Source organism: Streptomyces sp. NPDC042346 (genome assembly GCF_055581845.1).
This window is the reverse complement of the sequence record NZ_JBVJEH010000001.1, coordinates 1,152,405-1,168,415: the sequence shown is the minus strand read 5'-3', so window position 1 is coordinate 1,168,415 and position 16,011 is coordinate 1,152,405. Positions and strand designations below refer to the sequence as shown.

The 16,011-nt window shown below is 74.3% G+C and carries 14 protein-coding genes; 7 read left to right on the top strand and 7 right to left on the bottom strand.

Annotated features, from left to right (window positions below; all coding sequences use genetic code 11):
* Nucleotide 1: 1 nt before the first annotated feature.
* Nucleotides 2–1,000: a VldE C-terminal domain-containing protein gene (locus ACZ6K0_RS05580; RefSeq protein WP_469227750.1), complete on the top strand. Its 999-nt coding sequence runs from the start codon at nt 2–4 to the stop codon at nt 998–1,000.
* Between the two features lie 302 nt (nt 1,001–1,302).
* Nucleotides 1,303–1,752, top strand: coding sequence for an ATP-binding protein (locus ACZ6K0_RS05575; RefSeq protein WP_376412620.1), 450 nt, complete (start codon nt 1,303–1,305; stop codon nt 1,750–1,752).
* Nucleotides 1,753–1,878: 126 nt separating this feature from the next.
* Here ACZ6K0_RS05575 and ACZ6K0_RS05570 read toward each other — a convergent pair whose 3' ends face one another.
* Nucleotides 1,879–2,973, bottom strand: a complete 1,095-nt coding sequence (locus ACZ6K0_RS05570) for a bifunctional succinyldiaminopimelate transaminase/glutamate-prephenate aminotransferase (protein WP_376412623.1) — start codon at nt 2,971–2,973, stop codon at nt 1,879–1,881.
* Nucleotides 2,974–3,058: 85 nt separating this feature from the next.
* Nucleotides 3,059–3,379 carry a ferredoxin gene (gene fdxA, locus ACZ6K0_RS05565; RefSeq protein ID WP_015035968.1) on the bottom strand — a complete coding sequence of 107 codons (321 nt, stop codon included), beginning with the start codon at nt 3,377–3,379 and terminating at the stop codon, nt 3,059–3,061.
* 112 nt (nt 3,380–3,491) lie between these two features.
* Between fdxA and ACZ6K0_RS05560 the strand changes: the two genes are divergently transcribed.
* The 4 genes from ACZ6K0_RS05560 to ACZ6K0_RS05545 all read left to right on the top strand — a co-directional run bounded on the left by ACZ6K0_RS05560 (nt 3,492) and on the right by ACZ6K0_RS05545 (nt 8,622).
* Entirely contained in the window at nt 3,492–4,493 is a 1,002-nt protein-coding gene (locus ACZ6K0_RS05560) for a GNAT family N-acetyltransferase (protein WP_376412626.1), read from the top strand.
* Between the two features lie 64 nt (nt 4,494–4,557).
* The gene (locus ACZ6K0_RS05555; protein ID WP_376412683.1) at nt 4,558–5,385 is read left to right on the top strand and encodes a transglutaminase-like and tetratricopeptide repeat-containing protein; all 828 of its coding nucleotides are present in this window, start codon (nt 4,558–4,560) and stop codon (nt 5,383–5,385) included.
* A gap of 100 nt (nt 5,386–5,485) precedes the next feature.
* Nucleotides 5,486–7,051 carry a serine/threonine-protein kinase gene (locus ACZ6K0_RS05550; protein ID WP_469227752.1) on the top strand — a complete coding sequence of 522 codons (1,566 nt, stop codon included), beginning with the start codon at nt 5,486–5,488 and terminating at the stop codon, nt 7,049–7,051.
* Entirely contained in the window at nt 7,048–8,622 is a 1,575-nt protein-coding gene (locus tag ACZ6K0_RS05545) for a serine/threonine-protein kinase (RefSeq protein WP_469227753.1), read from the top strand. Before ACZ6K0_RS05550 ends, ACZ6K0_RS05545 begins: the two co-directional genes overlap by 4 nt.
* A gap of 73 nt (nt 8,623–8,695) precedes the next feature.
* Here the strand turns inward: ACZ6K0_RS05545 and ACZ6K0_RS05540 are convergent, their stop codons facing one another.
* The 4 genes from ACZ6K0_RS05540 to ACZ6K0_RS05525 form a co-directional block, all read right to left on the bottom strand.
* Entirely contained in the window at nt 8,696–10,906 is a 2,211-nt protein-coding gene (locus ACZ6K0_RS05540; protein ID WP_469227756.1) for a peptidoglycan binding domain-containing protein, read from the bottom strand.
* Nucleotides 10,907–11,081: 175 nt separating this feature from the next.
* A complete protein-coding gene (locus ACZ6K0_RS05535; protein ID WP_469227758.1) occupies nt 11,082–11,507 on the bottom strand; it encodes a DUF6113 family protein in 426 nt (141 codons plus the stop codon).
* Nucleotides 11,504–12,394, bottom strand: a complete 891-nt coding sequence (mshB, locus tag ACZ6K0_RS05530) for an N-acetyl-1-D-myo-inositol-2-amino-2-deoxy-alpha-D-glucopyranoside deacetylase (protein ID WP_376412639.1) — start codon at nt 12,392–12,394, stop codon at nt 11,504–11,506. The genes ACZ6K0_RS05535 and mshB overlap by 4 nt, the downstream gene beginning before the upstream one ends.
* 37 nt (nt 12,395–12,431) lie before the next feature.
* The gene (locus ACZ6K0_RS05525; protein WP_024756440.1) at nt 12,432–12,626 is read right to left on the bottom strand and encodes a hypothetical protein; all 195 of its coding nucleotides are present in this window, start codon (nt 12,624–12,626) and stop codon (nt 12,432–12,434) included.
* Nucleotides 12,627–12,795: 169 nt separating this feature from the next.
* Between ACZ6K0_RS05525 and ACZ6K0_RS05520 the strand changes: the two genes are divergently transcribed.
* Nucleotides 12,796–14,985, top strand: a complete 2,190-nt coding sequence (locus ACZ6K0_RS05520) for a S9 family peptidase (protein WP_469227760.1) — start codon at nt 12,796–12,798, stop codon at nt 14,983–14,985.
* 1 nt (nt 14,986) lies between these two features.
* Here ACZ6K0_RS05520 and ACZ6K0_RS05515 read toward each other — a convergent pair whose 3' ends face one another.
* A complete protein-coding gene (locus ACZ6K0_RS05515; RefSeq protein ID WP_469227762.1) occupies nt 14,987–15,949 on the bottom strand; it encodes a hypothetical protein in 963 nt (320 codons plus the stop codon).
* Nucleotides 15,950–16,011: the final 62 nt, after the last annotated feature.

The following is a 16,011-nucleotide window of genomic DNA, read 5'->3' as shown; positions in this document are numbered from 1 at the left end:
GGTGGGCCCCGTGTCCGAGCCCACCCGCCCCGCACGTCGCGGCCGCCCCGCCCGCCGCGGCCGTCTCGCCCGTTCCGCGGCCACCCTCGCCGCGCTCCTCGGCCTGGCCTCGTACGTGGCCTTCCACCAGGTGACAGGGAGCAAGGGCACGCCTCGGTGCAGTGTCGGCACCGGCGAGAGCCGGTACGAGTTCACGCCGGAGCAGGCGTCGAACGCGGCGACGATCTCGGCGGTCGGCACCACCCGGGGGCTGCCGGAGCGGGCGGTGACGATCGCGCTCGCGACGGCGCTCCAGGAGTCGGCGCTGCGGAACATCCAGCACGGTGACCGGGACTCGCTCGGCCTGTTCCAGCAGCGGCCCTCGCAGGGCTGGGGGACGCCGGCGCAGATCATGGACCCGGTGTACTCGGCGGGGAAGTTCTACGAGGGTCTGGAGAAGGTCCCGGGGTACTCGCGGCTGCCGCTGACGGTGGCGGCGCAGAAGGTGCAGCGGAGCGGTTTCCCGCAGGCGTACGCCAAGCACGAGCCGGACGCCACCCTGCTCTCGGCGGCGCTGACGGGCCGGGCGCCGGCCGCGCTGACCTGTACGGCGAGCGACCTGGAGGGCCCGCCGGGCGATCCGGAGCGGGTGCGTACGGAGCTGGTGCGGGCCTTCGGCGAGAAGGCGGCGCCGAAGGCGGTCACGGGCGGGGCGAGCGCGGGCCGGTCGGCCGCGGAGCCGCCGGTGCTCGTGGTGCCGGTCCGGACGGCGCCCGGCGCGGACAGGGCCCCGGGGGTCGGGTCGGACGAGCGGCGCGGCTGGGAAGTGGCGCAGTGGGCGGTGGCGCGGGCGGACGAGCTGCGCGTCACGGAGGTCGCGTACGGAAGCCGGGTGTGGCGCGCGAGCGACTCGTCCGGCGGCTGGGAGAAGACCTCGTCGGGCGCCTCCGAGGCGGGCTCCGACGGGGCTTCCGGTGCCTCGTCCGATGCGGGTTCGGTCCGTCTCCGGCTCGCTCGGTAGCCGGTCGCCCGTACGGTCGTTCACTCCTTCGTGGCATTCGCCCGGACGGAATGCCGGGGAATTCGGGCGCAGTTCGGGGGCGCATTTCCGCGTCGGGCCGTGACACCTCAACTCCCTTGCGGCGCAAGGGAAGTGACGGTTCGGCAGGCGACCGACAATGAGACGTTCGTCCATTTTCCTCCCCACCCGACAATACGACGCATTGCCAATCCTTTACCTTCGACCGCCGCAACCTCTCCCACCCCGGAGCCGGTTGTCACTGCGTCCGAACACCACTCGTCGCACCCCGTCGAAGGAGCACCATGTCCCTCCCCCTGACCCGTCGGATCGCCCGCGCCGCCCTCCTCATCGCGGCCGGAGCAGCCCCCGTGGTCGGTGCGGCCGGTTCCGCGAGCGCCCTGGACCACGGCATCGCGCCGACCAACGCCCTCGGCGGCGTCACCGCCCTGGACGCCGCCGGTGCGGGCGACGCCGTCGACAGCGGCGCGCAGGCCGCCACCGGCGTCGTCGGCGCGACCGGCAGCCAGGCCGTCGGCACGGCCGTCCCGGCCGTCGGCAAGACCGCGGGCGCGGCGGGCAAGACCGCCACCCCGGCCGCGCAGGAGCTGGCCGGCGAGGCCGCCGGCAGCACCGGAGAGGTCGTCGGCAAGACCGCCGGCGCCGCCGGCGAGAGCGCGCAGGGCCCGGCCGCCGGCGCCCTGGGCGGCGGCCTCCCGGCCGCCCCGTCCCTGGGCGGCCTGCCGATCGGCTGATCCCGCACGGAAGCGCGGAAACGCGAAACCACGGAAACGCGAGAACGCGAGAACGCAGAAACGCGGGAGGGCCCGGGGAGCAGGTGATGCTCCCCGGGCCCTCCCGCATGTCCCGCCGGACAGGCCCTAGCCGAGCCGCTTGACCGCCGCCTCGACCCGCTCGTCCGTCGCCGTGAACGCCACCCGCACGAACCGCTCCCCGGCCTCGCCGTAGAAGTCGCCGGGCGCCACGAGGATGCCCTTGTCCGCCAGGTACGCCACGGTCTCCCAGCACGGCTCGTCCCGGGTCGCCCACAGGTACAGGCTCGCCTCGCTGTGCTCGATCCGGAAGCCGTGCGCCTCCAGGGCCGCCCGCAGCGACGCCCGGCGGGCCGCGTACCGCGCCCGCTGCTCGGCCACGTGCGCGTCGTCGCCGAGCGCCGCGACCGTCGCCGCCTGCACCGGGGCCGCGGTCATCATGCCGCCGTGCTTGCGGATCAGGAGCAGCTCGCCGAGCACGGCCGCGTCGCCCGCGATGAACGCGGCGCGGTAGCCGGCCAGGTTGGAGCGCTTGGAGAGCGAGTGGACGGCGACGATCCCCTCGTACGAACCGCCGCAGACGTCCGGGTGCAGGACGGAGACCGGGTCGGCCTCCCAGCCCAGCTCCAGGTAGCACTCGTCGGAGAAGACGAGCACGCCGTGCTCGCGCGCCCAGGCCACGATCCGGGTCAGCTCGTCCTTGCCCAGGACCTTGCCGGTCGGGTTGGACGGGGAGTTCAGCCAGAGCAGCTTCAGACCCGCCGGGTCGAGCTCCGTCGGGTCGTCGTAGACGACCGGCTCCGCGCCGCAGAGCCGCGCGCCGACCTCGTACGTCGGGTAGGCGAGGCGCGGGTACGCGACCCGGTCGCCGGCGCCGAGCCCGAGCTGCGTCGGCAGCCAGGCGACGAGCTCCTTGGAGCCGACCACCGGCAGGACGTTCTCGTGGGCGAAGTCCACGGCGCCGAGACGGCGTTCGCACCAGCCGGTGAGCGCGTCCCGCAGCTCTTTCGTCCCCCACACCGTGGGATAGCCCGGCGAGTCCGCCGCCGCGACCAGGGCGTCCTGGATCAGCGCGGGGACCGGGTCGACGGGCGTGCCGACCGAGAGGTCCACGATTCCGTCCGGGTGCGCCACGGCCGTCTTCTTGTACGGCTCCAGCTTGTCCCAGGGGAAGACGGGCAGGCGCGAAGAGACTGCGCTCACGGGTTGGCTCTCACTTCCTGTACGTACGGGAAAACGCCTCGGTCCCGCACGGCGACCGACGCCGTACGGGACCGGATGCGGTCGATCAGCCGTTCTGCGGCGGCAGGGCGGCGATGAAGGGGTGGTCGCGCTCGATCTCGCCGAGCTTGGAGGCACCACCGGGCGAACCGAGCTCGTCGAAGAACTCGACGTTCGCCTTGTAGTAGTCCTTCCACTCCTCCGGGGTGTCGTCCTCGTAGAAGATCGCCTCAACCGGGCAGACCGGCTCACAGGCCCCGCAGTCGACGCATTCGTCCGGGTGGATGTACAAGGACCGCTTGCCCTCGTAGATGCAGTCGACGGGGCACTCCTCGATGCACGCCTTGTCCTTCACGTCGACACAAGGCTGCGCGATGACGTAGGTCACGCTGTCGTTCCTCCTCGATAGGGCTGGTCTGCGCGGGAGCGCGGCGTCGTCGATGCCCGCACCTAGTATCTCCGTTCTTGGGGGCGATCCGAACAGGAGGGGCGGAGAAGCTGTGGAATTGATCGGCGGAGGACTCGTCGAGGTCCGAATCACCAGCGCTGACGTGGGAAAACGTGTCTCCGTTCGGTACGTGACAGACTCGGCCGCAGCGGGCGAGAAGTTCACCGACGCGGTCGGAGTTCTCACATCATGGGATTCCGGTGTGCTGCTGATCACACGAAAGAGCGGTGAAACCGTCCGGATCGCGGAAACCGCTCTGGTCGCGGGCAAGGTCGTACCCCCCGCTCCGGCCCGCCGCAGGGGCCCGTCGGCCACCTTCCCGGAGCTGGCCCGGGCCACCGCGCGCGCCTGGCAGCCGGTCGAGAGCGAGCCGCTCGGCGAGTGGACCCTGCGGGCCGCCGACGGATTCACCCGCCGGGCCAACTCCGCGCTGCCGCTCGGCGATCCGGGGCTCCCGGTGGAGGACGCGCTGACCCGCGTACGGGACTGGTACGCGGCCCGGAAGCTCCCCGCGTACATCCAGACCGCGACCGGCGCCGAGGGCACCCAGGAACTGCTGTGCGCGGCGCTCGACCGGCACGGCTGGCGGCGCGAGGTCTCCGCCCAGGTCCGGATCGGAGCGCTCGCCCCGATCGGCGACCTGGACGCCGACGTCTCCGCCGTACGCCTCTCCCGCACGGTCGACGAGGCCTGGCTGGGCCGCTACCAGCGCTTCGGGGAACCGAGCCCCGCGGTACGGCCCGTCCTCACCTCCGGCCCCAGTGTGTGGTTCGCGTCCGTGGCGGGCACGGGAGAGGTACCGGCGGCGATCGGACGCTGCGTCGTCGACGGCCGCTGGGCGGGCTTCATGGCCGTCGAGGTCGACCCCGCCCTCCGGCGGCAGGGCCTGGCGACGACCGTCATGACGGCGCTCGCCCGGCAGGCGCTCGACGAGGGCGCGTCGGCGGCCTGGCTCCAGGTGGAGGCGGACAACGACGGCGCCCTGGCGTTGTACGACCGGATGGGCTTCGCGGTCCACCACCACTACCACCACTACCGATGGTCGGAGGCGTGACGGAGGCGTGACGGAGCACGGAGCCGGGTCCGACGGACCGGACGAAGGGGCGGGCGACGAACCGCTGGAGGACGTGCCCGACTGGCGGCGCGAATTCGCGGAGGAGGCCCGGGCCGAGCGGCCCGACCTCGCCCGGCTCTGTCTGCTCGTCGGAGCGGTCGCCGACCCGACCGTCACCCGGCACGCCATCGACGAGGCCGAGATCGAGCTGGACCGCCTCGCCGGACTCGTCCCCTACGCGACCCGCACCACCGGCGACTGGGCCGGCGAGCTCGCCGCGCTCCTCGGCGACCGCGAGGGCTTCGAGGGCGTGCCCGCCGACTACCAGCGTCTGGAGTCCTCGCTCCTGCACGAGGTGCTGCGCCGCCGCCGGGGCCTGCCGATCCTGCTCTCCGTCGTGTGGATGGAGGTCGCCCGCCGGGCCGGTGCCCCCGTGTACGGACTCGGCCTCCCCGGCCACTTCGTCGTCGGCTTCGGCGACCCCGCCGACCTGAACCTCGCCGACCCCTTCGCCGGCGGCCGGGCGATGACGGGCGCGGACGCGGAGCTGCTCGTGGCGAGCGCGACGGGCGAGTCCCTCGACCGCTCCATGCTCCGGCCGGCCGAGCCCGGCGCGATCGTGCTGCGCGTCCTCAACAACATCCGCGCCTGGGCGGCCCCCCGCCCCGAGCGCTCCGACGTGGGCCTGTGGGCCGTGGAGCTCGCGCTGCTGCTGCCCTCCCACCCGGCGCGGCTGCGCTACGAGCGCGCGGAGCTGCTCGTCCAGCGCGGTGAGTTCCTCGCGGGGGCGGTGGAGATGGAGGCGTACGCGCGGGTGATGGACGCGGTGGACCCGGAGGCGGCGACGACCATCCGCCGCCGGGCCCTGGCGGCGAGAGCGCGCCTGAACTGACCCTGCTCGTGGATGTCTTGTGGATCACGCGGGGAATCCGGAGTGATCCGCCGCCGCCCCGATTAGGATCCCTTCCGCATTCACGGGGGAGGGTGATCACATGCGTCCCTGGACGCCGAACGACCCGACAGAGGTGGGGCCGTTCCGTACGGTCGCGGTGCTCGGGCAGGGCGGGATGGGCCGGGTGCTGCTCGGCGTCGCGCCGAACGGCAGCCTCGTGGCCGTCAAGCAGGTGCACGCCGACCTGGCCGACGACGAGGGCTTCCGGTCGCGGTTCCGCCGCGAGGTGGACGCCTCGCGGCGGGTGTCCGGTGCCTACACGGCACCCGTGGTCGACGCCGACCCGGACGCCCCGACACCGTGGCTCGCGTCGCTCTTCCTCCCCGGGCTCCCGCTGAGCGACGTCCTCGCGGAGGGCTTCCTGCCGGAGCAGGCGGTACGGCAGCTGGCCGCGGGCCTCGCCCAGGCGCTGGCCGACATCCACCGGGTGGGCCTCGTCCACCGGGACCTGAAGCCGTCGAACGTGATGCTCACCGGCGACGGCGTCCGGGTGATCGACTTCGGCATCGCCCGCGCGGGCGACCACCTGACGAAGCTCACGCACACGGGCGCGCTCATCGGCTCCCCCGCGTTCATGGCGCCCGAGCAGATCACGGGCGGGGCGCCGGCCCTCGCGGCCGACGTCTTCGCGCTCGGCGCGACCCTGGTCGTGGCCTGTACGGGGAAGACGCCGTTCAACGGCGCCTCTGCGCCCGCGCTGATGTACAGCATCGCCCACGAGGAACCCGACCTCGGCGCCGTACCGCCGGGGCTGCGCGGGCTCCTCGCGGCCTGCCTCGCCAAGGACCCCGCTCTGCGCCCGTCCCCGCAGGACATCCTCGCCCTCATCGGGCCGGTGCCGCCGTCGGCGCGGCCGTGGCCGGAGGCCGTGCACCGGCGGATCGCGGAGCAGTCGGCGGAGATCGACCGGCTGGTGGGCGCGGCGCCGGCGCCCGCGGCGCCGCCACCGGCGCCCCTCCCCCGGGTACGGAGCCGGGGCCGCCGGCTCTGGACGGCCGCCGCCGTCGCCGCCGGGGTCCTGGTCGTCACCGGGGCACTGGTCGCGGTCAACGGCTGGGCGGACGACGTGTACTACGCGTTCGCGGACGAGCCCGTCCCGACGCCGGGGAACGTCCCGCTGAGCCAGGTGGCCGACACGTACGCGGGGCCCCTCCCCTCCTGCGTACAGCTGCGCCCGAAGGTGAAGGTGCCGGCCGGGTTCACCCAGCAGCGGGTCCAGGACGGCGGGCCCCCGCACACCCAGTACGACGGCGCCACGTCGAACCAGTGCACCTGGAACACCCGCTCCGGCGACCAGATCGTCCTCGTCTGGGACCTCTACCGCAGCAAGCCGGGCGGCCCCACCGGCGCCGAAGGCGCGAAGAAGCGCTACGAGGGCATGTACATCCGCGGCGCCACCGAGCGGGTCTCCACGCTCGACTTCGCCGAGGAGGCCCTCTGGTACAAACACGACGGCCACTGCGTGCTGTACGCCCGGGACGTCAACCTGGAGCTCTTCGTCCAGGTGAAGGGCCCCAACTACCCCCTGGGCACGTGCGAGGCCCTGACCGAGGAGAGCGCGAGGCAGGCCTTCGCGCTCGTCAAGACGAAGGCGGCGGCACAGTGACGAGACCCCTGGGCCCCACCGACCCCCGCGAGGCCGGGCCGTACCGGCTCCTCGCCGAGCTCGGACGCGGCGGCATGGGCCGCGTCTACCTCGGCGCCGCGCCCGACGGGCGGCTCGCCGCCGTGAAGCAGGTGCACGCCCGGTTCGCCCACGACGAGGACTTCCGCGCCCGGTTCCGGCGGGAGGTCGACGCCTCGCGGAAGGTGTCCGGCGCCTGCACGGCGGCCGTGCTGGCCGCCGACGCGGACGCCCCCGTGCCCTGGCTGGCCTCCGTGTTCGTCGCGGGCCCCTCGCTCGGAGCGGCGGTGGAACGGTCCGGCACCCTGCCCGCCGAGACGGTGCGGCGGCTGGCCGTACAGCTGGCGACGGCCCTGGAGGAGATCCACCGGGCGGGGATCGTGCACCGCGACCTGAAGCCGGAGAACGTCCTGCTCTCGGGGGACGGCGCCAGGGTCATCGACTTCGGCATCGCCCGGATCGCCGAGGCGGGGAACGTCACCGAGCTGACCGGGACCGGTCTGGTCGTCGGCTCGCCCGCGTTCATGTCGCCCGAACAGGCCGAGGGGAAGGAGCTCACCCCGGCGAGCGACGTCTTCTCCCTCGGCTCGGTCCTGGCCATGGCCGCGACGGGTACGAGCCCGTTCGCGGGCCCGTCGACGCTCCAGTCCCTCTACAACGTCGTCCACACGGAACCCGACCTCGCCGCCGTACCGCCGGAGCTGACCGGCCTCCTGGCCTGGTGCCTGGCCAAGGATCCGGCGGCCCGCCCCACCCCCGGCCGGCTCCTCGCCGCGCTCGGCCCGGCGGCCCCGACGGCCCGGCCGTGGCCGCCGGCCGTCCACGCGATGATCACCGACCAGCAGCGGGCCGTCGACCACCTGCTCAGCCCGCTCGACGGGGACCCCGAACGCACGATGGTGGTACCGCCCGGAAGGGCCCACACGGCCCCGACGGCCGCGGTCACCCAGTTCTCCCCCGCCGCTCCGCCGGTCCGCCGCCGCCGGGGCCCCATGGCCGTCGCCGCAGCCGTCGCCCTGTGCGTCCTCGGCGCCGGCGGGTGGTGGGCCCTGAAGGACGGCGGACTGGCGGACGGCCCGCCGGACGCCTACGTGACGATGCCGGTCTGCGCGGACGTGGCCCCGAAGCTCCCGCTCCCGGGACGGAACCCGGCCCGGGACGCGTACACCGAGTACTCGGACACGGCCACGACCAGCTGCTCCTGGAACGACAAGGACGAGCCGCAGGCCGACGGCTGGAACTTCTACTCCCACGCCATGATCCGCTGGGAACTGCGCCGCAGCGCGGGCACCGACGAGAACGCCACGGACCGCCAGGAGAACGAGTTCGCCGACGACGCGGAGGGCGAACGCCAGGCATCCGGCCTCGCCTTCGCCGACGAGGCCTTCTGGAGCGCCCCGAGCGACGAACAGACCACCTGCACGCTCTACGCCCGCAAGGGCAACCTGGTGGTCGTCGTCTCCCTGGGCGGCAAGAGACACCCGGCCGCCACCTGCGAACAGGAGGCCACCTCCCTCTCCTCGGCGGCCTTCACGGCGATGCCGAGCGCCTGAGGAGTCCTTGACGCGGTGAACGGAACACCCCCGCCCGACGGTCGTCGGACGGGGGTGCCGGGGTCCCTGAACGTCAGCCGTTGCCGCTCAGGTTGATGACCTTGGTGCGTTCGGCCTTCGTCTTGCCCATCAGGGCGTCGCGCATCACGAAGGCCACGTCGTCGGCGGAGACCTGGTGCTTGGCGCCGTCGCCCTTGGTGATCATGACGCCGTCGAAGGCGCCGTCGAGGAGCCGCTCGATCGCCTTCTTGTCGTAGACCTCGATCAGGCGGCCGTCGACGGCCTTCATGGAGAGGATCTGCGGCAGCGAGCGCGCGGGGCCGAACTGGATCTGCTTGCCGCCCGCGATGATCGTGATCCGGTCGGACATGGCCGGCTCGGCGAACTCCCTCATCGCCCGGTCCAGCTCGGCCTTCGTGACCGACGGACGGAGGGTGGTGACGGGGAGGTCGACGACCTTGCCCTGGCCCGTCTCGACCTGGGCGCGGTACGCGTCCCGGACGGAGATCATCGAGCGCTGGACGTCCATGCCGGCGCCGGGCTTGCCCTCGATGGGGGTGACCTTGTTCGGCGCGAAGCGGATCGTGGCCTCGGTCGCGGAGGCGGAGGCGCCCGCCAGGTCCCGCAGGGCGACGGCGAGCTTCTCCTCGTCGACCGGGAAGACCGGCTTGGCGACCCGCTCGCCGCCGAAGAGGGAGCCGATGACGGAGACCGGGTTGTAGTCGCTGCCGGCGGCCCCGCGGACGGTCTCCTGGCTGTCGAGGGCCAGGCCCGCCTTCTCGGGCGGCATCTGGACCTTCTTGCCGCCGATGCTGAGCTGGAGCGGCGCGGCGGCGCGCTTGCCGAGGGCGGCCTCCAGCTTGTTGACGCCCTCCTCCTTCGTACCGCCGCCGATGTCCACGCCGAGCACCGTGGTGCCCTTGGGGACGTCGGAGTGGTTGAGGAGCAGTCCGGCGCCGTAGGCGACGCCCGCGAGGCCGACGACGCCCACGGCGACGAGGACCAGCTTGGAGCGGCCCTTCTTCGCCTGGGCGCGGCTCGGCGCCGGGGCGGGCCGGGGAGCGGCGGGCGCGGGGGCCTGGGCCGGGGTCTCCTCGATGCGCGGGGTGAGGTTCGGGCGGGCCGCCGACGGCGGGACGACCGGGATGCCGCTCGTGAGGGTGTCGCCGGAGATGTGGCCGGCGCCGTCGGCCGCCATGCCCTGGCCGGGCGCCTGCGGGCGCATCGGTCCCGGCCCCTGGGCCGGGCCCTGGCCCTGGCCCTGGGGGGGCTTCGGGGCGGGCGGCTGCGGGGTCAGGATCGCCGTGTCGTCGGACATGCGCGGGGCCCCGCCCTGCGCACCGGGCGCACCGGGCGTGCCGGGGAACGGCGCCGTCGGTGCCGGGCCGCCGAGCGAGGCGATGCCGGTGACCGGGCCGGTGGTGGGGCCGGTCGGGCCCCCGGCCGGGCCTCGGTACGCGGGCGTGCCGCCCGAGGGCGTCCCGTCGTACAGGGGCGTGCCCGCCGCCGGGGTGCCGTCGTACGCCGGCGTCCCGCCCGAAGGGGTGCCGTCGTACATCGGCGTCCCGCCCGAGGGCGTCCCGTCGTACATCGGCGTCGCGTCGTAGCCCGGGGTCCCTTCGTACCGGGGCGTGCCGCCCGCCGGTGTGCCGCTCTCGTAGAGCGGGTTGCCGGCGCCCGGGTTCGACGCCACCGGGCGGCTCGACGGGGTCGTGCCGACCGTCGGGACGCCGGAGGTCGCCGAGCCCGCGAAGCCCGTGCCGGGGGCGTCCGGCGCGGCGGTGAGCGGGCCGGGTGCCGCCGGGGCGGACGGCAGCGCGGGTGCCGGGGTCGGGGCGGGGGCGGGCGACGCCTTGCGCGGGGCGAACCAGTCGCTCGTCTCCTTCGCCTTCGGCGCCTCCTCGGCGCCCACCGGCTCCGGAGCCGCGACCGGCTCGGGCACCGGCGCGGGCACCGGCTCCGCGACGGGCGCTGGTGCGCGCCTCGGCTCCGGTTCCCTCTCCGCCGCGGGCGCCTCGGCAACAGGCGTACGGACCACGACCGGCGGGATCGGACGCGAACCCGGGATGTTGATCCGGATGCGGGTCGTCAGCGTCGTCTCGGTCTTGGGCTCCTCCGGCGGCGCGGGCGCGACGGGGGTCTCCTCCGGCGCGTCCTGCGAGGGGTGGAGCGACGGATACTGGCGGGATCCGTACGGCGGTGTACCCGAGGGGTACGCGGCTCCACCGCGCCCCTGGGCGCCGGAGGACGAACTGTCAGTCTCTCGACCAGTTTCACGACTCAAAGCAGGATCTCCCGGTTGGCTCCACCGCCCGCTCTTGCAGATGCTCGTGTAACCCGGGCGGTTCGGCGGCGCGCACCACCATACTGGGCAGCGCCGCCGCATACCCGACCCATGGGCGGCGGACGACGGGCAATCCGGCCGAAGTCAGGGCGTCTCCGGTATCAAGTCGTCCTGTTCACGGGGCCGGTCGCGGCAGCCGGGACAGCGTGGCGCAGATCACAGCGACCGCCATGCCGCCGAAGAGGAACAGCAGCTCGCCGCCGCCTCCGCCGAACACCCCGTCGCCCTCGGGGCGTCCGAAGCTGAGCAGGACGACGGCGAGGAGCCAGCCGCAGCCGGCGGCGACGACGCCGACCTGGGTGCCGGTGGCGCGGAGTCCGCCGTAGAAGACGGCGGCGGTCGCGAGGAGCGCGAGAAGCAAGCCGCCGGGGAACCAGGCGGCTTGGACGAGGGCTCCGGCGGTCCCGACGAGGACTCCGAGGACGACCAGGACGCCGTACCAGGCGTACCGGGCGCCGCGGGAGGTCGGGAGGGCGGCCGGGGCCGTCGCGGCGGGCGGGCGGGGCGAGGAGCCCGAGGAGGCCCGGGAGGCGGCGCTCACGCGGTCACCCCCGCGAAGAGGTCCGTCTCGCGGACGCCCGCGGGGGCGCCCGGGGTGCCCTGGACCAACTCGTAGTACTCGGTGGTGAAGATCGGCTGGCCCAGGTCGTTGGAGAGGGCGAAGAAGGGGCCGTCGACGGCGACTTGGGTGACGTGCGCGGCCATCGCCGCGCTCTTGCGGGCCGTGTGCTCCGGTCCGGCGTCGATCTCGGTGGTGATCCGGTCCTCGTCGACGACGCCGGGGACGTCGTCGATCGCGGCGACGGCGGGGAAGGCGGAGCCCTCGGCGCGCAGCCGGGCGAATCCGGCCTCGGCGACCGGGCGGGGCACGCGGTTCCAGTAGATCTTGGCGATCGCGTGGGCGGGTCCGAGGTCGGGGCGGTAGGCCGGGTCGGCGGCGAGTTCGGCGGCGCGCGTCGCGACCCGGTGGGCCTGGATGTGGTCGGGGTGGCCGTAGCCGCCGTCGGGGTCGTAGGTGACGAGGACCTGCGGGCGGGTCTCGCGGATCACGGCGACGAGGTGGGGCGCGGCGGTGTCGACGTCCGTGTTCCAGAACGCGTTCTCCCGCTTGTTCTGCTCGGCGCCCATCATTCCGGAGTCGCGGAAGCGGCCGGGGCCGCCGAGGAAGCGGTGGTCGGTGACGCCCAGCTCGGTCATCGCGGCGGCGAGTTCGCCGACGCGGTGCGGGCCGAGGCGGTCCTCCCGGTCGGGTGCCAGATGGGCGAGCCCGGGCGGGATGACCTCGCCCTCCTCGCCGAGCGTGCAGGTGACCAGCGTGACAAGGGCGCCCTCGGCCGCGTACCTGGCCATGGTGGCGCCGTTGTTGATCGACTCGTCGTCCGGGTGCGCGTGCACGAGGAGCAGACGACGGGCGGGGAGATCGGTCATGTCCCCACCCTACGAGACCCCTCCCGCTACGGCGGGGTCAGAACTTGAGGCCGCCGATCATGCTCGCCACGTTGGTGGTGAGGGTGCTGATGGACGGGGCGATGGACGAGCTCGCCAGGTAGAAGCCCAGGAGCGCGCAGATCGCCGCGTGTCCCGCCCTGAGTCCGGATTTCCGGATCAGCAGGAAGACGACGATCGCCAGCAGCACCACCACCGAAATCGAGAGTGCCACGGCGGTCCACCTCCACACTTCTTCGGTCGGATATTCGAACGGATCGGGCAGGGAGCATGTGCCATGCGAGTACATACCCACCTAGCGCTACGGATCATAACTATCCGTGCCATCGCATCGATCGGCGGACGGAGGCACGAGGGGGGCGCACGGCACTAGTTTCAGCCGCATGACCTCGTCTCGACAGCCGTCCCGCCAGCCGTCCCCACAGCCGTCGGCCGCACCCCGGGCCGCGCTCTCCTTCCCCCGCCAGCACGCCAGGACCCAGCGGTTCACGCTGGGCGTTCCGCGCGGTTTCTCGGTCTCCCCCGACGGGGAGCGCGTCGTCTTCGTCAGATCGGCTTCCGGGACCGACCGTTCGCACCGGCTGTGGGTCCTCGACCTGCCGGCGGAGGGCCCGCCGGTGGAGCGGGTGGCCGCCGATCCGGAGACGCTCCTCGCGGGCGCGGCGGAGGAGCTGTCGCCGGAGGAGCGGGCGCGCCGGGAACGGAGCCGGGAGGGCTCCGGCGGGATCGTGGCGTACGCGGTGGACTCGGCCGTGGAGCTGGCGGCGTTCGCCCTGTCGGGGCGGCTGTTCGCGGCGGAGCTGCGGGCGGGGACGGCGCGGGAGCTCGCGGTGCCGGGGCCGGTGATCGACCCGCGTCCCTCGCCGGACGGGCGGCTCGTCGCGTATGTGGCGGAGGGCGCGCTGCGGGTGGTCGGAGCGGACGGTTCCGGGGATCGGGGGCTCGCCGTTCCGGAGGACGGTCACATCTCCTACGGATTGGCCGAATTCATCGCCTCGGAGGAGATGGGCCGGGACAGGGGTTACTGGTGGTCCCCGGGTTCCGACCGGCTGCTGGTCGCCCGCGCGGACGACCGGGCCGTACGCCGCTGGTGGATCGCCGATCCGGCGCATCCCGGGCGGGCGCCGCAGGAGGTCGGGTACCCGGCGGCGGGGACGGCCAACGCGGAGGTGCGGCTCTTCCTCGTGGGCCTCGACGGGGCCCGCACGGAGGCGGTGTGGGACCGCGAGCGGTATCCGTACGTCGCGCGGGTGCACTGGTCGGCGGCCGGGGCGCCGCTGCTGCTCGTCCAGGCGCGGGACCAGCGGTCCCAGCTGAACCTGGCGGTGGACACGGAGTCCGGGGCGACCTCGACCGTGCGGGCGGAGGAGGACCCGGCGTGGCTGGAGCTGCTGCCGGGGGTGCCGGCGTGGTCTCCGGACGGGCGGCTCGTCCGCGTCACGGACGAGAGCGGGGCCAGGGCTCTCGCCGTCGGCGAGCGGCTCCTCACGGACGGGGCGCTGCACGTCCGGGCGGTGCTCGGCCTCGGGGAGGACGACGTCCTCGTATCGGCGTCGGCGGGTGCGGAGGCGGCGGAGCCGGAGACCGGCGAGGTCCATGTGTACCGGGTGTCCGAGCGGGGTGCGGAGCGGCTCTCCGAGGGCGTCGGGGTGCACGGGGCGGTGCGCTCGGGGCCGGTGACGGTCCTCGTCTCGGCGCGGCCGGGGACGCCGGGGAGCGTGGCGCGGGTGCTGCGGGACGGCGAGCAGGTCGCGGTGGTGGGCTCGTACGCGCAGGAGCCGGTGATCTCCGCCGGGGTGCGGCTGACGGAGGCGGGGGCCCGGCGGATCCCGTGCGCGGTGCTGCTGCCCTCCGGGTACGCGGAGGGGGACGGGCCACTGCCGGTCCTGATGGATCCGTACGGCGGTCCGCACGGGCAGCGCGTGGTCGCCGCCCACAACCCGTATCTGACGTCCCAGTGGTTCGCCGACCAGGGCTTCGCGGTGATCGTGGCGGACGGGCGCGGCATGCCGGGCCGCTCCCCCGCCTGGGAGAAGGCGCTCCTGCGCGATCTGACGCCGACGCTCGACGACCAGGTGGAGGCGCTGCGGGCGCTGGCCGGGAGCTTCCCGCTGGACCTGGGGCGGGTGGCGATCCGCGGCTGGTCGTACGGCGGCTACCTCGCCGCCAGGGCGGTGCTCCAGCGTCCTGACGTCTTCCACGCGGCCGTCGTCGGGGCGCCGGTGACGGACTGGCGGCTGTACGACACGCACTACACGGAGCGGTACCTCGGCACCCCGCAGGGCGATCCGGAGGTGTACGCGGCGCAGTCGCTGCTCACCGACGACGGCCTGACGGCGCCGGAGGAGCCCGCGCGGCCGATGATGGTCGTGCACGGTCTCGCCGACGACAACGTGGTGTTCGCGCACGCGCTGCGGCTCTCCTCGGCGCTGCTCGCGGCGGGCCGGCCGCACGAGGTGCTGCCGCTGTCCGGGGTCACGCACATGACCCCGCAGGAGCAGGTGGCGGAGAACCTGCTCCTGCTCCAGGTGGACTTCCTGAGGAGGTCGCTCGGGATGACCGTGCCGGAGTGAGTCACCAGCCGGGCGGCGGCGGGTAGGGCGGGGCCGGGGGCGGTCCGTACGAGCTGTACGAGTTGTACGGGCCGTAGCGCGCGGGCGCGGCGGGCGCGGGCGGCGGGACGCCGCGCCCGGCGAGGAGGACCAGGACCGCGAGGCCGCCGGCCAGCCCGAAGACGGCGCTGAGGACCTGCGCCTGCTCGACGGTGGAGCCGTCCACGACGTACGTGAGCAGCCCGAAGCGGACGACGCGCACGAACTCGGTGAGGCCGTCGGCCGCCAGGCACGCCCCGGCGAGGAGTCCGAAGGCCCGCGTGTGGCGGGCGCGGGCGAAGGCGGAGACGGCGGCGGTCCCGTACAGCCCGATGAGGGTCACCGACAGCCAGCCGGGCGGGGGCGCGAGGGCCGGGGTGAGGATGGACCGGCCGCCGAGGAACCGGTCGACGGTGATCTCCAGGGGCAGTTCGACGGCCCAGTACGCCTCCCACAGGACGAAGGCGAGGACGCCGAACGCGAGGAGGACACCGGCGGCGACGGCGGGGCCGGTGCGGGGGCGGGTGGGGAGCTGCTCGTGCGGGCCGTCGGGGCGGCGGCGGCCCGCGGCGGCGGTGACGACGAGGCCGGTGGCGAGGGCGAGTTCGAGGAGGGCGGTGACGAGCGCGCCGCTTCCGGGCGCCCAGAGGCCGGGCAGGCGCACGGCGAGGGTGACGGCGCCGGTGGCGACGAGCGCGGAGGCGGCGTGGCGGGAGCGCAGGGCGGCGACGGCGGTTGCGGCGGAGACGGCGAGGAGCAGGGGGTCGACGAACGACGTGGCGGTCCGTCCCCTCACCAGGAAGAGGTGGTCCCCGGTCCAGGCCAGCGCGAGGTCGGCGGGTGAGCCGACCACGGCGAGGTCCTTGAGGATCCACACGGCGGCCATGAGGGCGAGCGCGGCGCATAACGCGGCGCCCGTGAGACGTGCCGGTCGTGTCACAGTCACGGACCCGATACTCACGGTCGTGACCGACCGAAACAAGCGGTTCCGCATGGACGCGGGTGACG